11 protein-coding genes are annotated in these 16,546 nt (G+C 50.7%); 6 read left to right on the top strand and 5 right to left on the bottom strand.

Annotation, left to right across the window (positions count from 1 at the left end; genetic code table 11):
• The first annotated feature begins 116 nt into the window (after positions 1–116).
• The 3 genes from H6F72_RS14765 to H6F72_RS14775 all read left to right on the top strand — a co-directional run bounded on the left by H6F72_RS14765 (position 117) and on the right by H6F72_RS14775 (position 3,254).
• Entirely contained in the window at positions 117–542 is a 426-nt protein-coding gene (locus H6F72_RS14765; RefSeq protein WP_190436875.1) for a photosystem I reaction center subunit II PsaD, read from the top strand.
• A gap of 281 nt (positions 543–823) precedes the next feature.
• Positions 824–2,371 carry an anthranilate synthase component I gene (gene trpE, locus H6F72_RS14770; protein WP_190436878.1) on the top strand — a complete coding sequence of 516 codons (1,548 nt, stop codon included), beginning with the start codon at positions 824–826 and terminating at the stop codon, positions 2,369–2,371.
• A gap of 250 nt (positions 2,372–2,621) precedes the next feature.
• On the top strand, positions 2,622–3,254 hold the full coding sequence (locus tag H6F72_RS14775) for a Crp/Fnr family transcriptional regulator (protein ID WP_190436881.1): 633 nt from the start codon (positions 2,622–2,624) through the stop codon (positions 3,252–3,254).
• A 10-nt stretch (positions 3,255–3,264) separates the two neighbouring features.
• Here H6F72_RS14775 and H6F72_RS31125 read toward each other — a convergent pair whose 3' ends face one another.
• Positions 3,265–4,446, bottom strand: coding sequence for a septal ring lytic transglycosylase RlpA family protein (locus H6F72_RS31125; RefSeq protein ID WP_348252258.1), 1,182 nt, complete (start codon positions 4,444–4,446; stop codon positions 3,265–3,267).
• 355 nt (positions 4,447–4,801) lie between these two features.
• On the opposite strand from H6F72_RS31125, the gene H6F72_RS14785 reads away from it, so the two are divergent.
• Positions 4,802–5,650, top strand: coding sequence for a M28 family peptidase (locus H6F72_RS14785; protein WP_190436884.1), 849 nt, complete (start codon positions 4,802–4,804; stop codon positions 5,648–5,650).
• Positions 5,651–5,685: 35 nt separating this feature from the next.
• Positions 5,686–7,134, top strand: coding sequence for a class I SAM-dependent methyltransferase (locus H6F72_RS14790; protein WP_190436887.1), 1,449 nt, complete (start codon positions 5,686–5,688; stop codon positions 7,132–7,134).
• Between the two features lie 12 nt (positions 7,135–7,146).
• Here the strand turns inward: H6F72_RS14790 and H6F72_RS14795 are convergent, their stop codons facing one another.
• Together H6F72_RS14795 and H6F72_RS14800 are read right to left on the bottom strand one after the other, a co-directional pair.
• Entirely contained in the window at positions 7,147–9,180 is a 2,034-nt protein-coding gene (locus H6F72_RS14795; RefSeq protein ID WP_190436890.1) for an alpha-amylase family glycosyl hydrolase, read from the bottom strand.
• A 136-nt stretch (positions 9,181–9,316) separates the two neighbouring features.
• Positions 9,317–10,162: a VanW family protein gene (locus H6F72_RS14800; RefSeq protein WP_190436894.1), complete on the bottom strand. Its 846-nt coding sequence runs from the start codon at positions 10,160–10,162 to the stop codon at positions 9,317–9,319.
• Between the two features lie 151 nt (positions 10,163–10,313).
• Here H6F72_RS14800 and H6F72_RS14805 point away from each other — a divergent pair, with 151 nt between their 5' ends.
• Complete coding sequence (locus H6F72_RS14805; protein ID WP_190436897.1) at positions 10,314–13,985, top strand: hydantoinase B/oxoprolinase family protein; 3,672 nt, start codon at positions 10,314–10,316, stop codon at positions 13,983–13,985.
• On the opposite strand, the gene H6F72_RS14810 is transcribed toward H6F72_RS14805, so the two are convergent.
• Together H6F72_RS14810 and H6F72_RS14815 are read right to left on the bottom strand one after the other, a co-directional pair.
• On the bottom strand, positions 13,982–14,983 hold the full coding sequence (locus tag H6F72_RS14810) for a ribose ABC transporter permease (protein ID WP_190436900.1): 1,002 nt from the start codon (positions 14,981–14,983) through the stop codon (positions 13,982–13,984). The genes H6F72_RS14805 and H6F72_RS14810 overlap by 4 nt on opposite strands.
• A complete protein-coding gene (locus H6F72_RS14815; protein WP_190436904.1) occupies positions 14,980–16,533 on the bottom strand; it encodes a sugar ABC transporter ATP-binding protein in 1,554 nt (517 codons plus the stop codon). The genes H6F72_RS14810 and H6F72_RS14815 overlap by 4 nt, the downstream gene beginning before the upstream one ends.
• Positions 16,534–16,546 lie beyond the last annotated feature (13 nt).

The raw sequence follows: 16,546 nt of genomic DNA on the forward strand, positions 1-16,546 counted from the left end.
AAGAATTGTCAAGCCGTAATACTGAAGAACTGTAACAGTTCCTGACAAAGTAGATAGACGGGTTCCGTCTCAGTGATAGGATGCCGTAAAACGTTCAGACGTTCAGAGAGAAATTCATGGCAGAAACCCTTACTGGACAAACTCCTTTATTTGGCGGCAGTACAGGTGGCCTACTAACCAAAGCTCAAGTCGAAGAGAAATACGCCATCACTTGGACTAGCCCCAAAGAGCAAGTGTTTGAAATGCCCACGGGTGGAGCGGCAGTTATGCAGCAAGGTGACAACTTGCTGTACCTAGCTCGTAAAGAGCACTGCATCGCCCTCGGAGGCCAGCAACTGCGGGCAAAATTCAAAATCACTAACTATAAGATCTATCGGATTTTTCCGAATGGCGAAATGGAGTACCTGCATCCCAAGGATGGCGTGTTCCCTGAGAAGGTGAATGCAGGCCGTCCTTACGTGGGTAAGAAAGAACGCCGTATTGGTCAAAACACTGACCCCTCTAAAGTCAAATTTAGCGGTGAGTCAACTTATAGCGTCTAGGGCTAGCTGCTTGAGTTTTCATCTCGAAGCTTGATGAAGTTTTTGAATTTTCAAAAATTCTTTCAAAGTGTTTGGATGGTTGCTTAGTGCAGTTTAATTGATTGACAGGACAAAGACAGTTGAGTCTCGGATGGCTTGCTCCCTCCGAGGCTTTACTTTTTAAATCAGTAAAGTGTTTTGATTTATTTGCGTCCCTTCAACCTCAACCAGCATGACTCAGGTCAATCCATTTCGCCAGTAAAGTGTTTACTTGAGTCCCTCCCAGACTGAACCATACAGCCATGATTTTCCCGGATTTTTCGCAATTTTCAGCCCTCGCTCAGCAAGGTAATTTCATTCCGGTTTACCAGGAATGGGTGGCAGATTTAGAAACACCTGTTTCAGCCTGGTATAAAGTTTGTGCAGGGCAACCCTATAGCTTTTTGCTGGAATCTGTAGAAGGGGGTGAGCAACTCGCTCGCTACAGTTTGTTGGGCTGCGATCCGCTGTGGATTTTGGAAGCGAGAGGCGATCGCACCACTCAAACTCATCGTGATGGTTCCGTTCAAGAGTTTTCCGGCAACCCATTAGATATTTTGACGAGTTGCTTGCAACCTTATCAACCTGTGAAGTTGACAGAGCTACCGCCAGGGATTGGGGGATTGTTTGGGTTTTGGGGCTACGAATTAATTCGTTGGATTGAACCGCGCGTTCCGGTTTATCCCGCTACAGAGGCAGACCTGCCAGATGGTTTGTGGATGCAGGTAGATAATCTGTTGATTTTTGATCAAGTGAAGCGCAAGATTTGGGCGATCGCCTACGCGGACTTACAATCGCCAGGGGTAGATCTGGCGCAGGCCTACGAGCAAGCCTGCGATCGTGTCCGGCAGTTAGTCAGCAAACTACAGCTACCGTTATCTGGCACCGACACCGTTCTTGAATGGACTCCGCCTAGCAGTCTCAAAGCCGCTCCGCCGCTAAATTACACCAGCAATACCTCACAAGCTAACTTCTGCGCCAATGTGGAGAAGGCTAAAGAGCACATCAAAGCAGGGGATATTTTCCAGGTCGTCATTTCTCAGCAGTTGGCGACAGAATACCGTGGCGATCCTTTTGCTTTGTACCGTTCCCTACGCTTAATTAATCCCTCGCCCTACATGGCTTATTTCCACTTCCAAGACTGGCAAATTATTGGCTCCAGTCCAGAAGTAATGGTGAAAGCTGAACGGACCTCTGACCCCCAAGGCCCCCTAATTGCAACTCTGCGCCCAATCGCTGGTACTCGTCCCCGTGGCAAGACGACGGCAGAAGATGCAGCGCTAGCCACAGACCTTCTGCAAGACCCCAAAGAGATTGCCGAGCATGTCATGCTGGTCGATTTGGGCCGCAACGACCTAGGGCGAGTCTGTCAAAGTGGCAGTGTCAAAGTTGATCAGTTGATGGTGATTGAGCGCTACTCGCACGTCATGCACATCGTCAGCAATGTCATTGGTGAATTGGCCTCTGACAAAACGGCTTGGGATTTGCTCAAAGCTTGTTTTCCGGCTGGAACGGTGAGCGGAGCCCCAAAGATTCGGGCAATGGAAATTATCCATGACTTAGAACCTTGTCGGCGGGGGCCTTACTCCGGAGCTTATGGCTACTACGATTTTGAAGGGCAGCTCAATACCGCGATCGCCATTCGGACGATGGTAGTTCGTAGCCAAGGCGATGGCAAGTACCGAGTCAGTGTCCAGGCAGGCGCTGGCTTGGTGGCGGATTCGGAGCCAGAACGCGAGTACCAGGAAACCCTTAATAAAGCCAGAGGGCTGCTAGAAGCGATTCGTTGCCTCCATGCTGATGTAATTTGACTGACAAGGGCTGACTGACAAAGTTTGGCTGGCAAGGGCTGACCAAGTTAACTCTGGTGTGAGCTAGCATACTTGACCCTACTCTAGGCAGCAGTTAACCTAATTGAGCCGTACTGCTGTCTGGCAGTCTGTCTTGTGAGCAAGATCACAAGCGGCATAACCAAAATTTAACCGGGCGTAAACCCAGCAATTAACTTCCCTTGAGCTCGAACCTCTAAATTAAGGGAAAGATTTAGCCTGGGTAATTGGTATGCTCCATTCTTTTGCCTCTGAGGCAGGCTCTCAGCCCGATTTACGTCAGTTGCTGGAGGAGCTTTACGAAGGCCGCAGTTTATATCCATATAGCAGTGGTCAGTCCATCCGCATGGCCCCGCAGGAAATTTGGATTGTCTGTCGCGGGGTGGTGCAGCTCAGTACCCTCTACCCCAACGGCGATGAAGCTTTGCTGGGTTTAGCGGGACCTTCCATGCCTTTTGGGTTGCCATTGACGCTGACCCATCCTTATCAAGCCACCGCTTTATCTAATGTTGATTTAATGCGGTTAACCGTGGCTGATGTGGAGCAATCTTCCACTCTGACGAAGGGAATTCTGCGCCACGTCAACCGCCGCTTACGGCAGACGGAAGCAATTTTAGCTTTGGTGGGGCATCGCCGAGTTAAAGATCGGCTGTGCCATTTGTTGTTGTTGCTGAAGCAAGAAATTGGGTTGCCTACGGCCGAAGGCACTCGCCTAGGCGTTCGGTTGACTCACCAACACTTAGCCAACGCGATCGGCACGACGCGGGTTACCGTGACTCGCTTGCTGGGTCAGCTAAAAGAAGAAGGATGGCTGAATGTAGATCGGAACCACCATATTGTGATTCCGTCCCAGACCACCCTATAAGTCAGCCACGCTATAGGCCAGCTCTAAGTTGTGAATTTGCAGCAATGCTTTGAGGAGCATTGGGTTGCATAATTACTGCTTGGAAGGGAATGACTCCTGCGTCTTCGCTGTTGATTTGGCGAGCGGCTTCGCGCGATAAGTCTAAAATGCGGTTGTCTACATAAGGACCGCGATCGTTAATTCGCACCACTACCGAATGGCCACTGTTGAGGTTTGTCACTTTGAGATAGGTGTCAAAGGGAAGTGAGGGATGGGCCGCAGTTAACTCATTTTGGTTAAATGTTTCACCCGTCGCCGTCAGCCGACCATGAAAATAGGGGCCGTACCAAGAAGCCAGCCCCTGAATCTTTTGGTCAGTTTCCACCAGACCGTACATTTTGGTTTGGGCTTCCGCCAAGGTTAAGGGTGGAGTTGCCAAAGCAATGCGTAAGTTGTTCACCCACTCAACTGCTAACAATTCGCGCGTGCGCTTCAAGTGAGCGGCGATCGCTGGATCAACCACAAACAGAGTGCGATCGCCGACTTTGCCAGCAGGGTTCCCTTGGGCCATGCCAGGCTGCAATTTAGAGGCATCAAAGTGAGGATTCTCTAAGGTTTGTTTAAATTGTGCTCCTACCCATTCGGCTTGGTCACGAGTCGGCAGCTCAGCAATGAGATAGCCTTTCACCCACACTTGAAACACTGTGCGATGAGGAGACTGAGACGAGAAATTTTGGATAAAAGCCGTGTGTCGGAAAGCAGACCACTTCTGCTGTCTTCTAGCGAGGCTACTACCCTCTAGCGTGATAGCTCGGTTAGCTCGGACTATAACCACTGCTTTAACGGCATTCAGGCTATTTTCCTGACCTTGCCAAGTAAACAAATCCTTAAATAGCCGCAGGACTTGACCCGGATAGTGGTCCATGAAGTTCTTGCTAGCGGTCGTTGTAATCGCTAGAGAACGAGTAGCCCAAAGTTGAGGTTCTAATTTAATCGCCGCAATACTAGCAGGGGCAGTTCTTAATTTGGGGTGAAAAAGTGAATTTTCGACCGGATTGAACCAACTAGAGGTTGAAGAAGAGATCAAAGCACTCTGGCGCTTGGGCTGCGGTGCCACGCTTAGCAACGCTAACTTAGGCGAATAGGTGCTGTAAAGATTGGAGGTGACTGCGGGTTGGAGCCAAGCTGTAGTGGATTTGGAAGGTCTACTCACTGCCGAAAGAATCTTGGCAGGAAAGGTGCTGAATAGACGTTCAGGCGCTTTAAGCAAACCTGGTCCCGAAGAGAAAAAGTACTCAGCTTGGGATGCAACCCAGACAAGACAAAATAGCAACATGTATGGATAAATGCTTGAGAGGATGCACAAAATGTCGTATACAGTAGTGCTGTATACAACCTCTGGTAGCTAGGTAGTAGAGTATACTAACTCTAACCGCGAAATAATCCACCTATAGGGTGAAACCCCCTACTGACCCTAAGTGGAAATTTTTGTCATGAAAAATTTCCGCTAAGCACAGCCATTTTTTCTTGGAAGTTGCCACTACCGTCTAGTGGGATGGAAGTTTTGGGTGGAGTTAAAATTTCGATTACATCAGCATTTAACTCAAGTTGCTCGTGATCGCGATCCTTACTTAGCCACGGCTGGACACTTTTTTGTTCAACAATACATCCGCCAACAGTTAGAACAATGGGGCGAAGTGGAGGTCCAAGAGTTTCAGGTTCGGGGAATGAACTTGAAGAACTTGATTTTGGATTTGCCAGCGATCAGCACAGCAAGGCGCAGCCTCAGACCGCCGATTTTGATTGGGGCTCACTACGATGCTGTAGTCGGTTCACCGGGAGCAGACGATAACGCCACAGGGGTAGCAGTGCTGCTGGAGCTGGCGCGGGCTTTTCACCAGGCACCTGCTCGCTATCCGGTACGGTTGGTCGCATTCGACTTTGAAGAAACTAGCTACAACCTGGCGGGCAGCACTTATTATGCAACTTCCTTGCAACAAGCGCCGCTGCGCTTAATGCTGGCCCTAGAAATGCTGGGGTATTGCGATCGCACTCCTAATTCCCAACAGTATCCTCCTGTCCTCAAGTATTTCTTTCCCAACCAAGGCAACTTTATCGGCCTCATTGGCAATCTGAAAACAATTCCAGACCTAATCCACCTGAGCCGCCATTTGCGGCGGGCAGGTGTGCCTTGTCGCTGGTTACCTGCGGGGAAAAAAGGCGTGATTTTGCCAGATACGCGCCGCAGTGATCATGCTGCCTTTTGGGACCGAGGCGATCGCGCCCTCATGGTGACCGATACGGCACATCTACGGAATCCGCACTATCATAAGCCCAGCGATCGCATTGAAACTTTAGATTTAGATTTTTTAACGGGTGTCTGTCGCGGCCTAGAAATGGGCATTCGTTCTTTATAGATGAGTTGCCCACCCGTTTTTTCAGGAATTTAACCATGACCCATAGCCAGCAGCCTCCACAAACTGTCGCCCCAACAGGCGCTCGTGAGGCAATGCCAAGTTATGCAGCAGGAATTCAAGCAGAACCTGGAGAAGTGACTGACCACACCTCTTTGATTCTGGCTTTACTCCTGGCAGAGCGAGCACCGGAAGCACAGACTGTTTGGCTGTCAGTGCTCTCGCAACAAAGTGCTAGTCAGCAACAAAACAGCACGCTTGAATTGATTCAATTTCTAGCAACCACAGCGGAGCAATATGAACAGGATGCCAGTTGGAAAAATGCTTGGTTAACTCGTTCTTACATTGCCCAATTCCTTCCTAACGACATTAATAATTCGCTAATCCTGATTCGACTTGCTATAGAGTTAAAAATATTTGAGCAGGAGGGGAGACGGTTCTTAGCATCGGCAACTCATTCGCTGGCATTTGCCCAAGGCTTTGAACAAGTAAATCTCAACCTTTTAGAAGGAGTGCTACAAAAACTAGCCGCAATTCATCCTTTTCATGAATTATTTGATATTTGCTTTCTAAACGACAATATTCGCCAGAACCCCCAATTTAATACCGTAAGAAATCAAGTGGCGATCGCCCATAACAACCTGGGTTTAGTGTTTCATCAGCAAGGATCTTTAGACCAAGCGTTTGGGGCATTCCGTAGATGTTTAGAAATCCAGGCAAGTATTAGTCCTGTCCATCTTTCCAAGATATTTCTCAATTTAGGAGTTACCTCTGCTCAAAAGCAGCAGTTTCAATCAGCGGAAACCTACCTGAAACAGGCTGTAGAGCTAGATGCCAATAATGCTGATGCTGCAAGAAGATTAGTCGATGCCAGGTATAAACTCCACACCGCAGCCAAAAGCTACACATTTACGTCAGATTGGTTTAGCTTCAATATTCCAACGTGGCAAGTATATTTGCAGCAGTTCGTAGGTCAACCCAATTTAACTGTTCTAGAAATTGGTAGCTGGGAAGGCCGCTCCACTTGCTGGCTATTAGAAGATGTCTTAACGCATCCCTCTTCAACTATTACTTGTGTAGATACTTTTGAAGGTAGCTTCGAGCATCAATCTTACGACCCTGACTACATCAAATCTCTCGAAGACCGATTTGATTTTAATATTCAACAATCTGGTGCTTCAGAAAGGGTCAAAAAGATAGTGGGTTCGTCTCATCGAGTTCTCAAAAGTTTGCCGCCTAATACCTATGACTTCATCTATATTGATGGCTCACATCTTGCTTGTGATGTACTGATTGATGCGGTGTTGAGCTGGCCCTTGGTCAAAGTCCAAGGACTACTGGTATTTGATGACTATGACTTTAGGTTCCCTAACCAGCCCAACCAAAATACCCAGATCGGCATTGACGCATTTGTTAGCAGCTTCTCACCCAAAATTGAAATCATTCACAAGGGTCATCAATTAATTCTGAGAAAACTAGCTGAATAGTAGCCTCTGCAATTAGCGATTTCTTAAAGTGCTTTGGCTCAAAGCATAGACGTGTGCTGACCAGGGATAAATGGGTTCTCGGCCAATGCGATCGCCTGCCACCCATCGTCCTTGCGTGACCTCTTGCCAGCGATCGCCCTTAGAGATTTGTGGCCAGTTGGGAATAAAATACTCAGCATTCGGTTCGGTGGGGTTGGGGGTGCCGTAGTCGGAGAAGTTGGCTACTACTACAACTAGATTGCGGCCATAGCCTCGTTGCCAAACCATTACCCGCTTATCGTCGCTAAAATCGCTGTGGATAAACTGAATGTCGTTGGAGGCGATCGCGTCAGAAGTCGTTCGCAAGCGCACCAATCGAGCCACATAGCCAAAAATTCGCTGTCGCCAATCTTCGCTGGCACGGCTGTAGTTCACTGGGTCAACTTGTTTGTTGGTATCTCCCTGACCTGGATAGTTGAGGTCTAGATCTTGCTGATCGGCAAATTCATCGCCAGCCAAAATCATGGGAATGCCCACCGCAGTTAGTAAGCAGGCAAAGGCCAACTTGATGCGCGGTTCTGTGTCGGCGACGCCGTTGTTAGCCAGCCAGTTGTAGAAACGCTCATTGCCTAAGCCGCCGATGTCGTGGGAGGTTAAATAGTTGACCGCTTGGGCACCATCCGAGAAGCCTAATAAACGGCAGTCAAGCAGTTTGCGAACACTGCCCTCAAAACTCGGATCACCATACCAATTGCGGCCTAAAATTACCTGGCGAATGATTTGCTTGAACTTCTCATTCCACAAGCCGTCCAGACGGTTTTGATTGACAAGTTCTAAGGGAACGCTGAGTTCCTCACCCACTACTAAAAAGCGATCGCCTGTCCCGCCCCGTTGTTGCCAAAGCGATCGCGCATAGTCCTTAAACTCTTGCAAAAAGTCGTAATTGGTGACGTTGTTGACGCTGTCGAGGCGCAACCCATCGACGCGGTAATAGTCCATCCAGTGAGCAATGTGGGCTTTCATGTACTCACGGGCGGGCACCAAGCGCGATCGCTCTCCGGTGATTGGGTGATAGCCCTCGACGGTGTAGTTGTACTTGAACAAATCGCCACCAAAACCATCTCGATTGGTTTGCTCTGGATCGCCGCCCCCAAACTGGATGTAAAAGTCGAGGAAATTGATGTTTGCGTAGGGATTGTTGCGAGAAAACGCCATCACCGCGTCGTAGAAGAAGCGCAGTCCGTGGCGATGACAGGTTTTGACTAAGCTCGCTAAATCGGTTGAAGCAGTGGGAGCACCTTGATGATCAGGACTGCCCAAGTCAAAGTCAGCGGCGAAATAGTTAGCGGTACCATAACCCCAATTCAGATTGTCGTCACTGTCGGCAGGCGGCAGCAGTTCCAGGGCATTCACGCCCAACTCCAGCAAGTGGGCTCGCCCTGGTTGCAAGGCTGGCACGTCTGGAAAGTCTGGAGCAGCTTCCGCAGGTTCTAAGAGAGATTCCACATCCCGAAAAGCTCCCTTACCCACAGTGATGTCCCCACTACTATCTATCCGAGTCCAACGGGTAGGCAACTCGTAAATCACTAAGCGATTGTTGGGAGGCAAGTCTGACAGCGGGCGATCGCCTGTCCAATCCACCACCTGTCCTTCTGGATCGCAAGGAATTAATTGTCCAGCTTGATAAAGCACGATACTGACCGGATCACCGCTGGCTGCACCGTCTGGTTCTTTAGGGCTAGGGGCGGCAAAGCGACGATCAACGGTGTAGGCTGTGGGATCTGTGCAGCAGAGTACGGGGCGACTGGCGTTGTAGGGATTGGTGTCACGGATTTTGAACCAATAGCCGTAGACTTGCCCATCAACGAGGTTGCAATCTTGCGCTCTCACTTCCCACAAATCAGGAAACTGGGGCGATCGCTGAAGTGGAATTTCCCGAAATTGTTCAAACTGGCCTGCTTTGAGGCTGGCATAAGTGCCAATGTAGAGCGCTGGAATTGGGTCAATGTTGCCAGGACGCCACAGCAGAAAGTGAGTTTGTTTGCGATTCAGCAGATCTGCCTGCATGACCAACTCTCCCAAGGTAAGCAATGGTTTTTGTAGCGCTGCAAGAGAATGACACCTGATGGGTAAGCCATTCGATTCACAAAGTATTCACGCTGCAACAGCACTAACCTCGGTTCTTAAGCAATTTCAAATAGTTTCAAATACCAGTTGTGGTTGAAGTGGAACCGGTGTTGTAGTAGGAACTCTGGCTGGGTTGGTAAACGGCGATCGCTTCGTAGTCAGGCTGCCAAATTCTTGATGCTTCTAGATGAGCTTGGATGGGTCTGCCAATATAGCGAGTCACTTTGACGCGATAACCAGGCATCCCATCGGCGTTAGGAGCAGGCGTTTGCTCTAGGGTCTCAGCAGTTACATTCACCGCAAACGGACAAGGTGTGACTCCCCAAACACTCGAAGTTACTTCTCCTAGCTCTGAATCAACGTCTAGCCTTAGTTGCAAAGGGATACCGCTCGTATTTCTCACCATCAAATCCTTGTAACCGTAGGCAACTGTGGCATCTCGCCCTAAGGGAAAGAAACGCTTGCTACCGTAAGGATCAATGCTGTGGTGATGCCGTTCTAAAATCTCAAGTCCAGCCAGTAGAAAAGTATTGAACAAGTTCGTAGAAATTAGGCAGAGTCCACCGCCAAAATCTAGCTTGACTTCACCTCTCACAAAAACTGGTCCTTCCCGAAAGCCACTAAAGCGAGTAGGACGCGGGACACGATGCCAAAAGCTGAAGATTTGCTGGGGTTGTATGGTCAAGCCATGAATTTTTCGAGCAGCCAATCGCAGATTCCAGAGTCGGTTCTCGCTCACTTCTGGAGAGTCAGGACGTGGGGGAATTGGAGTTGTAGATTGGCTCCAAAGGTAAGGATAGCGCCCACTCGCCTCTGGCTGTTGGAGCCGAGCGTAGTGCCAAGGATACCCTTGCCGCCAAGCAGCGCCATATTTCAAACCAGATTTCAGTGAAGCTTTGCAGGCTTGCCAGATTTGTTTCATGCTGTTGAGAGGAAGCTTAGTGAATGCAACGCATTGAGCAAGACGGATTCCTAAAAACTCCTAGAATTTATCTACTCAAGACCTTTTATAGGGTTCGGAAACTTAAGCAAAACTACAGCAGCACGAACGCCGTAATTGTTAAGGAGCCGAAATGTCTGGTGTATCTGATTCGGGTTGGCAATTTTGGATCGATCGCGGTGGCACCTTCACCGATATTGTGGCGCGACAGCCTAACGGTGAGTTGGTCGTTCACAAGCTGCTGTCAGAGAACCTCGAACGCTATACAGACGCGCCCCTTCAAGGCATTCGTGAATTATTGGGGATAGCAGCTGAGGCACCCATCCCAGCAGAAAAAATTGCGGCGGTGAAAATGGGGACGACTGTGGCGACCAATGCCCTACTGGAGCGGAAGGGCGATCGCACGCTACTCCTGATCACAAAGGGCTTTCGGGATGCACTGCGGATCGGTTACCAAAACCGCCCCAATATTTTCGCTCGCCAAATCATCTTGCCCGAAATGCTTTATGAGCAAGTGATTGAGGTGGAAGAACGCTACACCGCTCAAGGGGCAGAATTAATCCCGGTCAATATAGAAGCCCTTCGTCCTGGACTACAAGCAGCTTGTGCAAGTGAAATTCGAGCTTGTGCGATCGCCTTTCTCCACGGCTACCGTTATCCCAACCATGAGAAACAAGTTGCTGAGCTAGCGCGAGAGATTGGATTTACACAAATTTCGGTATCCCATGAAGTTAGCCCGTTGATGAAGTTAGTGAGTCGAGGGGACACGACGGTTGTGGATGCCTATCTCTCTCCGATTCTGCGGCGCTATGTCGATCGCGTGGCGGCTCAGTTGGGCGATACGCAACTGATGTTTATGCAATCCAACGGCGGATTGACCGACGCGAAGTTCTTTCAAGGTAAAGACAGTATCCTTTCGGGGCCAGCGGGAGGCATTGTCGGCGCAGTCCAAACCAGCAAGTTAGCAGGGTTTGAGCAAATCATCACGTTTGATATGGGCGGCACTTCCACCGATGTGGCGCACTACAACGGCGAATATGAGCGCACCTTTGAAACGGAAGTGGCGGGTGTGCGAATGCGATCGCCGATGATGTCCATCCACACAGTCGCAGCGGGCGGTGGCTCTATTCTGCAATTCGACGGATCGCGTTACCGAGTCGGGCCAGAGTCAGCAGGGGCGAATCCTGGGCCTGCTTGTTATCGCAAAAATGGCCCCTTAACGGTAACTGATGCCAATGTTATGGTCGGCAAGTTGCATCCCCAGTTCTTCCCCAAGGTCTTTGGCCCCAATGGAGATTTGCCGCTGGATGCCGAAGTGGTACGGGATAAATTTGCCGAATTCGCGATTCAGATTCGCCAAGTCACCGGAGACAACCGTACTCCAGAACAAGTGGCTCAGGGATTTCTGGCGATCGCTGTGGAGAAAATGGCGAATGCAATCAAGAAAATCTCTGTTCAACGGGGTTACGACGTTTCGGAATACACGCTCTGCTGTTTTGGTGGTGCGGGCGGACAACATGCCTGCGCGATCGCAGATGCTCTAGGAATGACACAGGTGTTCATTCATCCGTTTGCAGGTGTGCTTTCGGCTTATGGCATGGGTTTGGCTGATCTGCGTGTGTTGCGAGAGCGATCGGTTGAGGCGAAATTGACGGATGGGTTGATGCTTGGGTTGGAAAAGCTGTTGGCTGAGATTGCTGATGATGCCAAAGCTGAACTGATGCAGGCCCCCCTACCCCCCCTCTCTGGTATGCCCGCTAGGGCTATAAATTGCGGGGAACTGGAGTTTTCAAATATTCAAGTTCTCTCTAAAGCACATCTGCGTTATGAAGGGACAGATTCTGCGCTGATTGTGGAATTTGGCAGTATTCCGGATATGGTGACTCGGTTTGAAGCAGCACATCAGCAGCGGTATGGGTTTATTGCGCCCCACAAACCCTTGATTGTCGAAGCGGTTTCGGTAGAAGTGGTGGGCGTTACCGCGATTCCTGAAGAGGCGATCGCCGATCAATGGAGAACTGGAGCACTAGAGGCGATCGCAACTGTCCAAATGTTCACGGCTGATACCTGGCACGATACCCCAGTCTTTGACCGAGCTAACCTGCAACCTAGCGATCGCATCTCAGGTCCAGCCATCATCATTGAAGCGACTGGAACTAATGTGATTGAACCGGGGTGGCAAGCACAGGTGAACGAGCGCAGTCATTTAGTGCTTGAGCGTATTACACCTTTGGTGAGGCAGCAAGCGATCGGCACGAATGTTGATCCGGTGATGTTGGAGATTTTCAACAACTTGTTTATGGCGATCGCGGAGCAGATGGGGTTTACGCTACAAAACACCAGCTACTCGGTCAACATCAAGGAGCGTCTAGATTTCTCTTGTGCGATTTTTGATGGGCAGGGTCAATTGGTGGCGAATGCACCTCATATTCCGGTGCATTTAGGGTCGATGAGTGAGAGTGTGCAAAGCTTATTGACTGCAAAAGGAGATCAGCTCAAACCTGGCGATGTCTACGCCATCAACAATCCCTACAATGGCGGGACGCATTTACCGGATGTGACGGTGATAACGCCTGTGTTTGCAGTGAATACTCCTCACTCCTCATCCCTTACTCCTCTCTTCTTCGTCGCTTCTCGCGGTCACCATGCTGATATCGGAGGAATTACACCGGGGTCGATGCCGCCGAATAGTACTTCGGTGGAGCAGGAGGGGATTCTGATTGATAACTTTCAGGTAGTAGATCAGGGACAATTTCGCGAGCAGGAGTTCAGTGAGCTGTTAACTTCTGGGCCTTATCCGGTGCGGAATTTGACGCAGAATTTGGCCGATTTACAGGCGCAGATTGCGGCGAATGAGAAGGGGGTGCAAGAGCTGCATCGGATGGTCGAGCATTTTGGCTTGGAGACGGTGCAAGCTTATATGCGCCATGTGCAAGATAACGCGGAGGAGACGGTGCGGCAGGTGATTGCAGTGCTGAAGGATGGCCGCTTCACCTATGAAATGGATGATGGTAGCCAAATTCAAGTGGCGATCGCAATCAATCACACCGCCCGCACTGCTCGGATTGATTTCACGGGGAGTTCTCCACAACAGCCGAACAACTTCAATGCGCCTTTAGCCGTGACGAAAGCAGCGGTTCTCTATGTGTTTCGCACGTTGGTAGAGGATGACATTCCGTTGAATGCGGGTTGCCTCAAGCCTTTAGACATTCATATCCCTGAAGGTTCTATGTTGAATCCACAATATCCAGCGGCAGTAGTAGCGGGGAATGTGGAGGTGTCTCAGGCGATCGTGGATACGCTGTATGGGGCATTGGGGGTGCTGGCTGCGTCTCAGGGCACGATGAACAATTTCACCTTTGGCAGCGATCGCTATCAATATTACGAAACCATCTGTGGTGGTTCTGGCGCTGGCCCCACGTTTGCAGGTACCGATGCGGTGCAAACTCACATGACCAACTCTCGTCTCACAGACCCGGAAGTGTTGGAATGGCGCTTTCCGGTGTTGTTAGAAGCTTTTGCGATTCGGCCTGACAGCGGTGGTGCGGGCAAATATCACGGTGGCAATGGCGTGATTCGTCGCATCCGTTTTCGTGAAGCTATGACAGCGGCAATTCTTTCTAACCGTCGGCGCATTTCACCTTTTGGTTTGCAAGGAGGTCAACCAGGGGCGATCGCTCGAAACTGGGTAGAACGACAAAACGGGGCGATCGAGCTATTAGACAGCAAAGCCGAGGTCGCAATGAACCCCGGCGATGTGTTTGTAATTGAAACCCCCGGTGGTGGAGGTTACGGTTCACTCTAACGGCGATTACGACGACGCAAACGGTCGATCGTCACAGCCGCGATGATCACCAAACCTTTGACCACCAGTTGCCAGAAATAGGACATGTTCAGCAAAGTGAGGCCGTTGTTGAGCACTGCGATGATCAGCGCGCCGACCAACGTGCCGACGATGGTGCCAATGCCTCCGGTGAAGCTGGTGCCACCGAGAATGACTGCTGCGATCGCGTCTAACTCATAGCCGTTGCCCAACATCCCCGTGGCGCTGTAAAGACGACTGGCACTCATGATGCCCGCTAAGCCAGAGAGCAAGCCACTGACACCATAGACGAATAGCAGCACCCGATTGACTTTAATCCCAGTTAACCGTGCTGCTCGTGAGTTGCCACCCACTGCGTAGATCTGCACGCCCAATACAGTACGCCTGAGGACGAACCAGCTCGCCGCTACTGCCAGTAACGCAATCACCACTAGCCAAGGTATGGGGCCAAGATAGTTGTTGCCAATCCAGGCGAAGTTGAGGTCGCGGTTGATCACGGTCGTGCCGTTCGCCACTAAATAGGCGGTGCCTCGCCAAGCCGTTAACGCGCCTAGAGTAACGATAAACGGCGGTAGATCGAGGAAAGCAATCAACGCGCCATTCGCCAAGCCCATTGCTAGCCCTGCCAGTAGTGCTGCGGGGACAGCCGCCCAACCCAAAGCAGGAATCAGGGAGACGAGCACTGCGACCACTGCCGATACGCCCAAAATCGAGCCAACGGACAGGTCAATGCCTCCGGTCAGGATTACAAAGGTCATCCCGGTCGCTAGCACGATATTGATCGAGGCTTGCCGAGCGATATTAACCAGGTTGCCAGGGGTCAGGAAAGTCGGCGTGAGAAACGTAAACAGAATGCCAATAATCAGCAGGATGGGCAAAATTCCTGCCACTTGCAGTAAATCCCTGGCTCCTTTGCGTTTCTGAGCGCGGGGGCGATCGCTCGTCTGGTCTCGACGCGGTCTTAGTTCAGTTTGGCTCATGATCCTGCTACCTCCGATGCGCCAGTGGCGTAAGCCATGATGTTTTCTTGCGTAATCTGTCTGCCAGTAGAGCCGCCTAGCTCGCCCACCAGCTCGCCCTCTCGCATTACCAACACGCGATCGCTCATCCCTACGACTTCTGGCAGTTCGCTAGAAACCATGAGAATGGCGACTCCTTCTGCAGCCAAGTTGCTAATAATGCGGTAGATCTCACTTTTTGCGCCGATGTCCACCCCACGCGTCGGTTCGTCCAGCAATATGACTCTGGGTTTAATGGCCAGCCAGCGGGCCAGCAACAACTTTTGTTGGTTTCCCCCCGACAGGTCTACAGCTCGAATTTCCAAGTTGGCCAGGCGGATATTAAAGTTCTCTACAGCGTCCGTCGCCACCTGATTAACTGCACCCCAATTGACCAGGCCAGCATGAGCATCTTGCTTCAGCCGATTCAGGACGATGTTTTTGCGAGAACTCATCTCTAGAAACAGCCCTTGGTCTTTGCGATCTTCTGGGACATAGCCAATCCCTGCGGCGATCGCGTCACCAGGGGAGTTAATGTTCAGCTTCTGACCGTTCAGAAAGACTTCGCCACTCGTCTTAGGGTCAGCACCAAAAATCAGCCGCGATAGTTCCGTCCTGCCTGCACCGACCAGACCAGCCAGCCCCAGCACTTCTCCCGCATGGACCGAAAAACTGGCGGGTTGCACCTTACGGCCATCACTCATGTTTCTCACTTCCAGAACCACCGGACCTGGCGTGCTTTGGCGCTGGTGCTCATAGAAGTCTTGCATGGGCCGACCGACCATCATCTGCACTAGGCGATCGGGAGAAATTTCGCTGCGGGTTAGGCTGCCAATGTATTGTCCATCTCGCAGGACGCTGACCCGATCGGACAAAGCATAGATCTCTTCCATACGGTGACTGATGTAGATAATGGCAATGCCATCACTCCGCAACCGCCGAATCACCTCAAACAGGTGTTCTGTCTCCCTGTCAGACAGAGCTGCTGTCGGCTCGTCCATCACCAAAATGCGGCTGTTGTCCTTGAGGGCGCGGGCAATTTCTACCTGCTGCTGTTCCGCGATCGCGAGATCTCCAACGATATCGTGAGTGGTGAAACTAGCTCCCAAAGTTCTGAGGACTTGGGCTGCTTCTCGTTCCATACCGTCGCGATCGAGAAATGGCCCTCGCCGCAACTCCCTGCCCATGAACATGTTTTCGGTTACAGTCAAGTTGGGCGCGACATTCAGCTCTTGATAAATCAGGTTGATGCCCGATTGTCTGGCGATCGCTGGATCGGTAATGTTGACAGGGCGACCGTTGATCAGAATCTCGCCTTCGTCCGCGATATAAGCGCCCGCCAAGATTTTCATCAATGTGCTTTTGCCTGCCCCGTTTTCCCCCATCAGGGCATGAACTTCTCCGGGATAGATGATGAGGTTCACGCCTTGCAGCGCCGGGACACCATGAAATCGTTTGGTGATGCCTCGCATTTCCAGGACTGGAGTGGCGATCGCTCCTTCTGGGGATGAGGCTCGGATATCGGTGGTCATCAGTAGCTCCTAA

The organism is Trichocoleus sp. FACHB-46 (assembly GCF_014695385.1).
Taxonomy (GTDB): Bacteria; Cyanobacteriota; Cyanobacteriia; order FACHB-46; family FACHB-46; genus Trichocoleus.

What these genes read in the sequence shown, in the direction of transcription:
- H6F72_RS14765 (WP_190436875.1), top strand. Translation starts at nt 117, where the DNA reads ATGGCAGAAACCCTTACTGGACAAACTCCTTTATTTGGCGGCAGTACA.
- trpE (WP_190436878.1), top strand. Translation starts at nt 824, where the DNA reads ATGATTTTCCCGGATTTTTCGCAATTTTCAGCCCTCGCTCAGCAAGGT.
- H6F72_RS14775 (WP_190436881.1), top strand. Translation starts at nt 2,622, where the DNA reads ATGCTCCATTCTTTTGCCTCTGAGGCAGGCTCTCAGCCCGATTTACGT.
- H6F72_RS14790 (WP_190436887.1), top strand. Translation starts at nt 5,686, where the DNA reads ATGACCCATAGCCAGCAGCCTCCACAAACTGTCGCCCCAACAGGCGCT.
- H6F72_RS14795 (WP_190436890.1), bottom strand. Translation starts at nt 9,180, where the DNA reads ATGCAGGCAGATCTGCTGAATCGCAAACAAACTCACTTTCTGCTGTGG.
- H6F72_RS14800 (WP_190436894.1), bottom strand. Translation starts at nt 10,162, where the DNA reads ATGAAACAAATCTGGCAAGCCTGCAAAGCTTCACTGAAATCTGGTTTG.
- H6F72_RS14805 (WP_190436897.1), top strand. Translation starts at nt 10,314, where the DNA reads ATGTCTGGTGTATCTGATTCGGGTTGGCAATTTTGGATCGATCGCGGT.
- H6F72_RS14810 (WP_190436900.1), bottom strand. Translation starts at nt 14,983, where the DNA reads ATGAGCCAAACTGAACTAAGACCGCGTCGAGACCAGACGAGCGATCGC.
- H6F72_RS14815 (WP_190436904.1), bottom strand. Translation starts at nt 16,533, where the DNA reads ATGACCACCGATATCCGAGCCTCATCCCCAGAAGGAGCGATCGCCACT.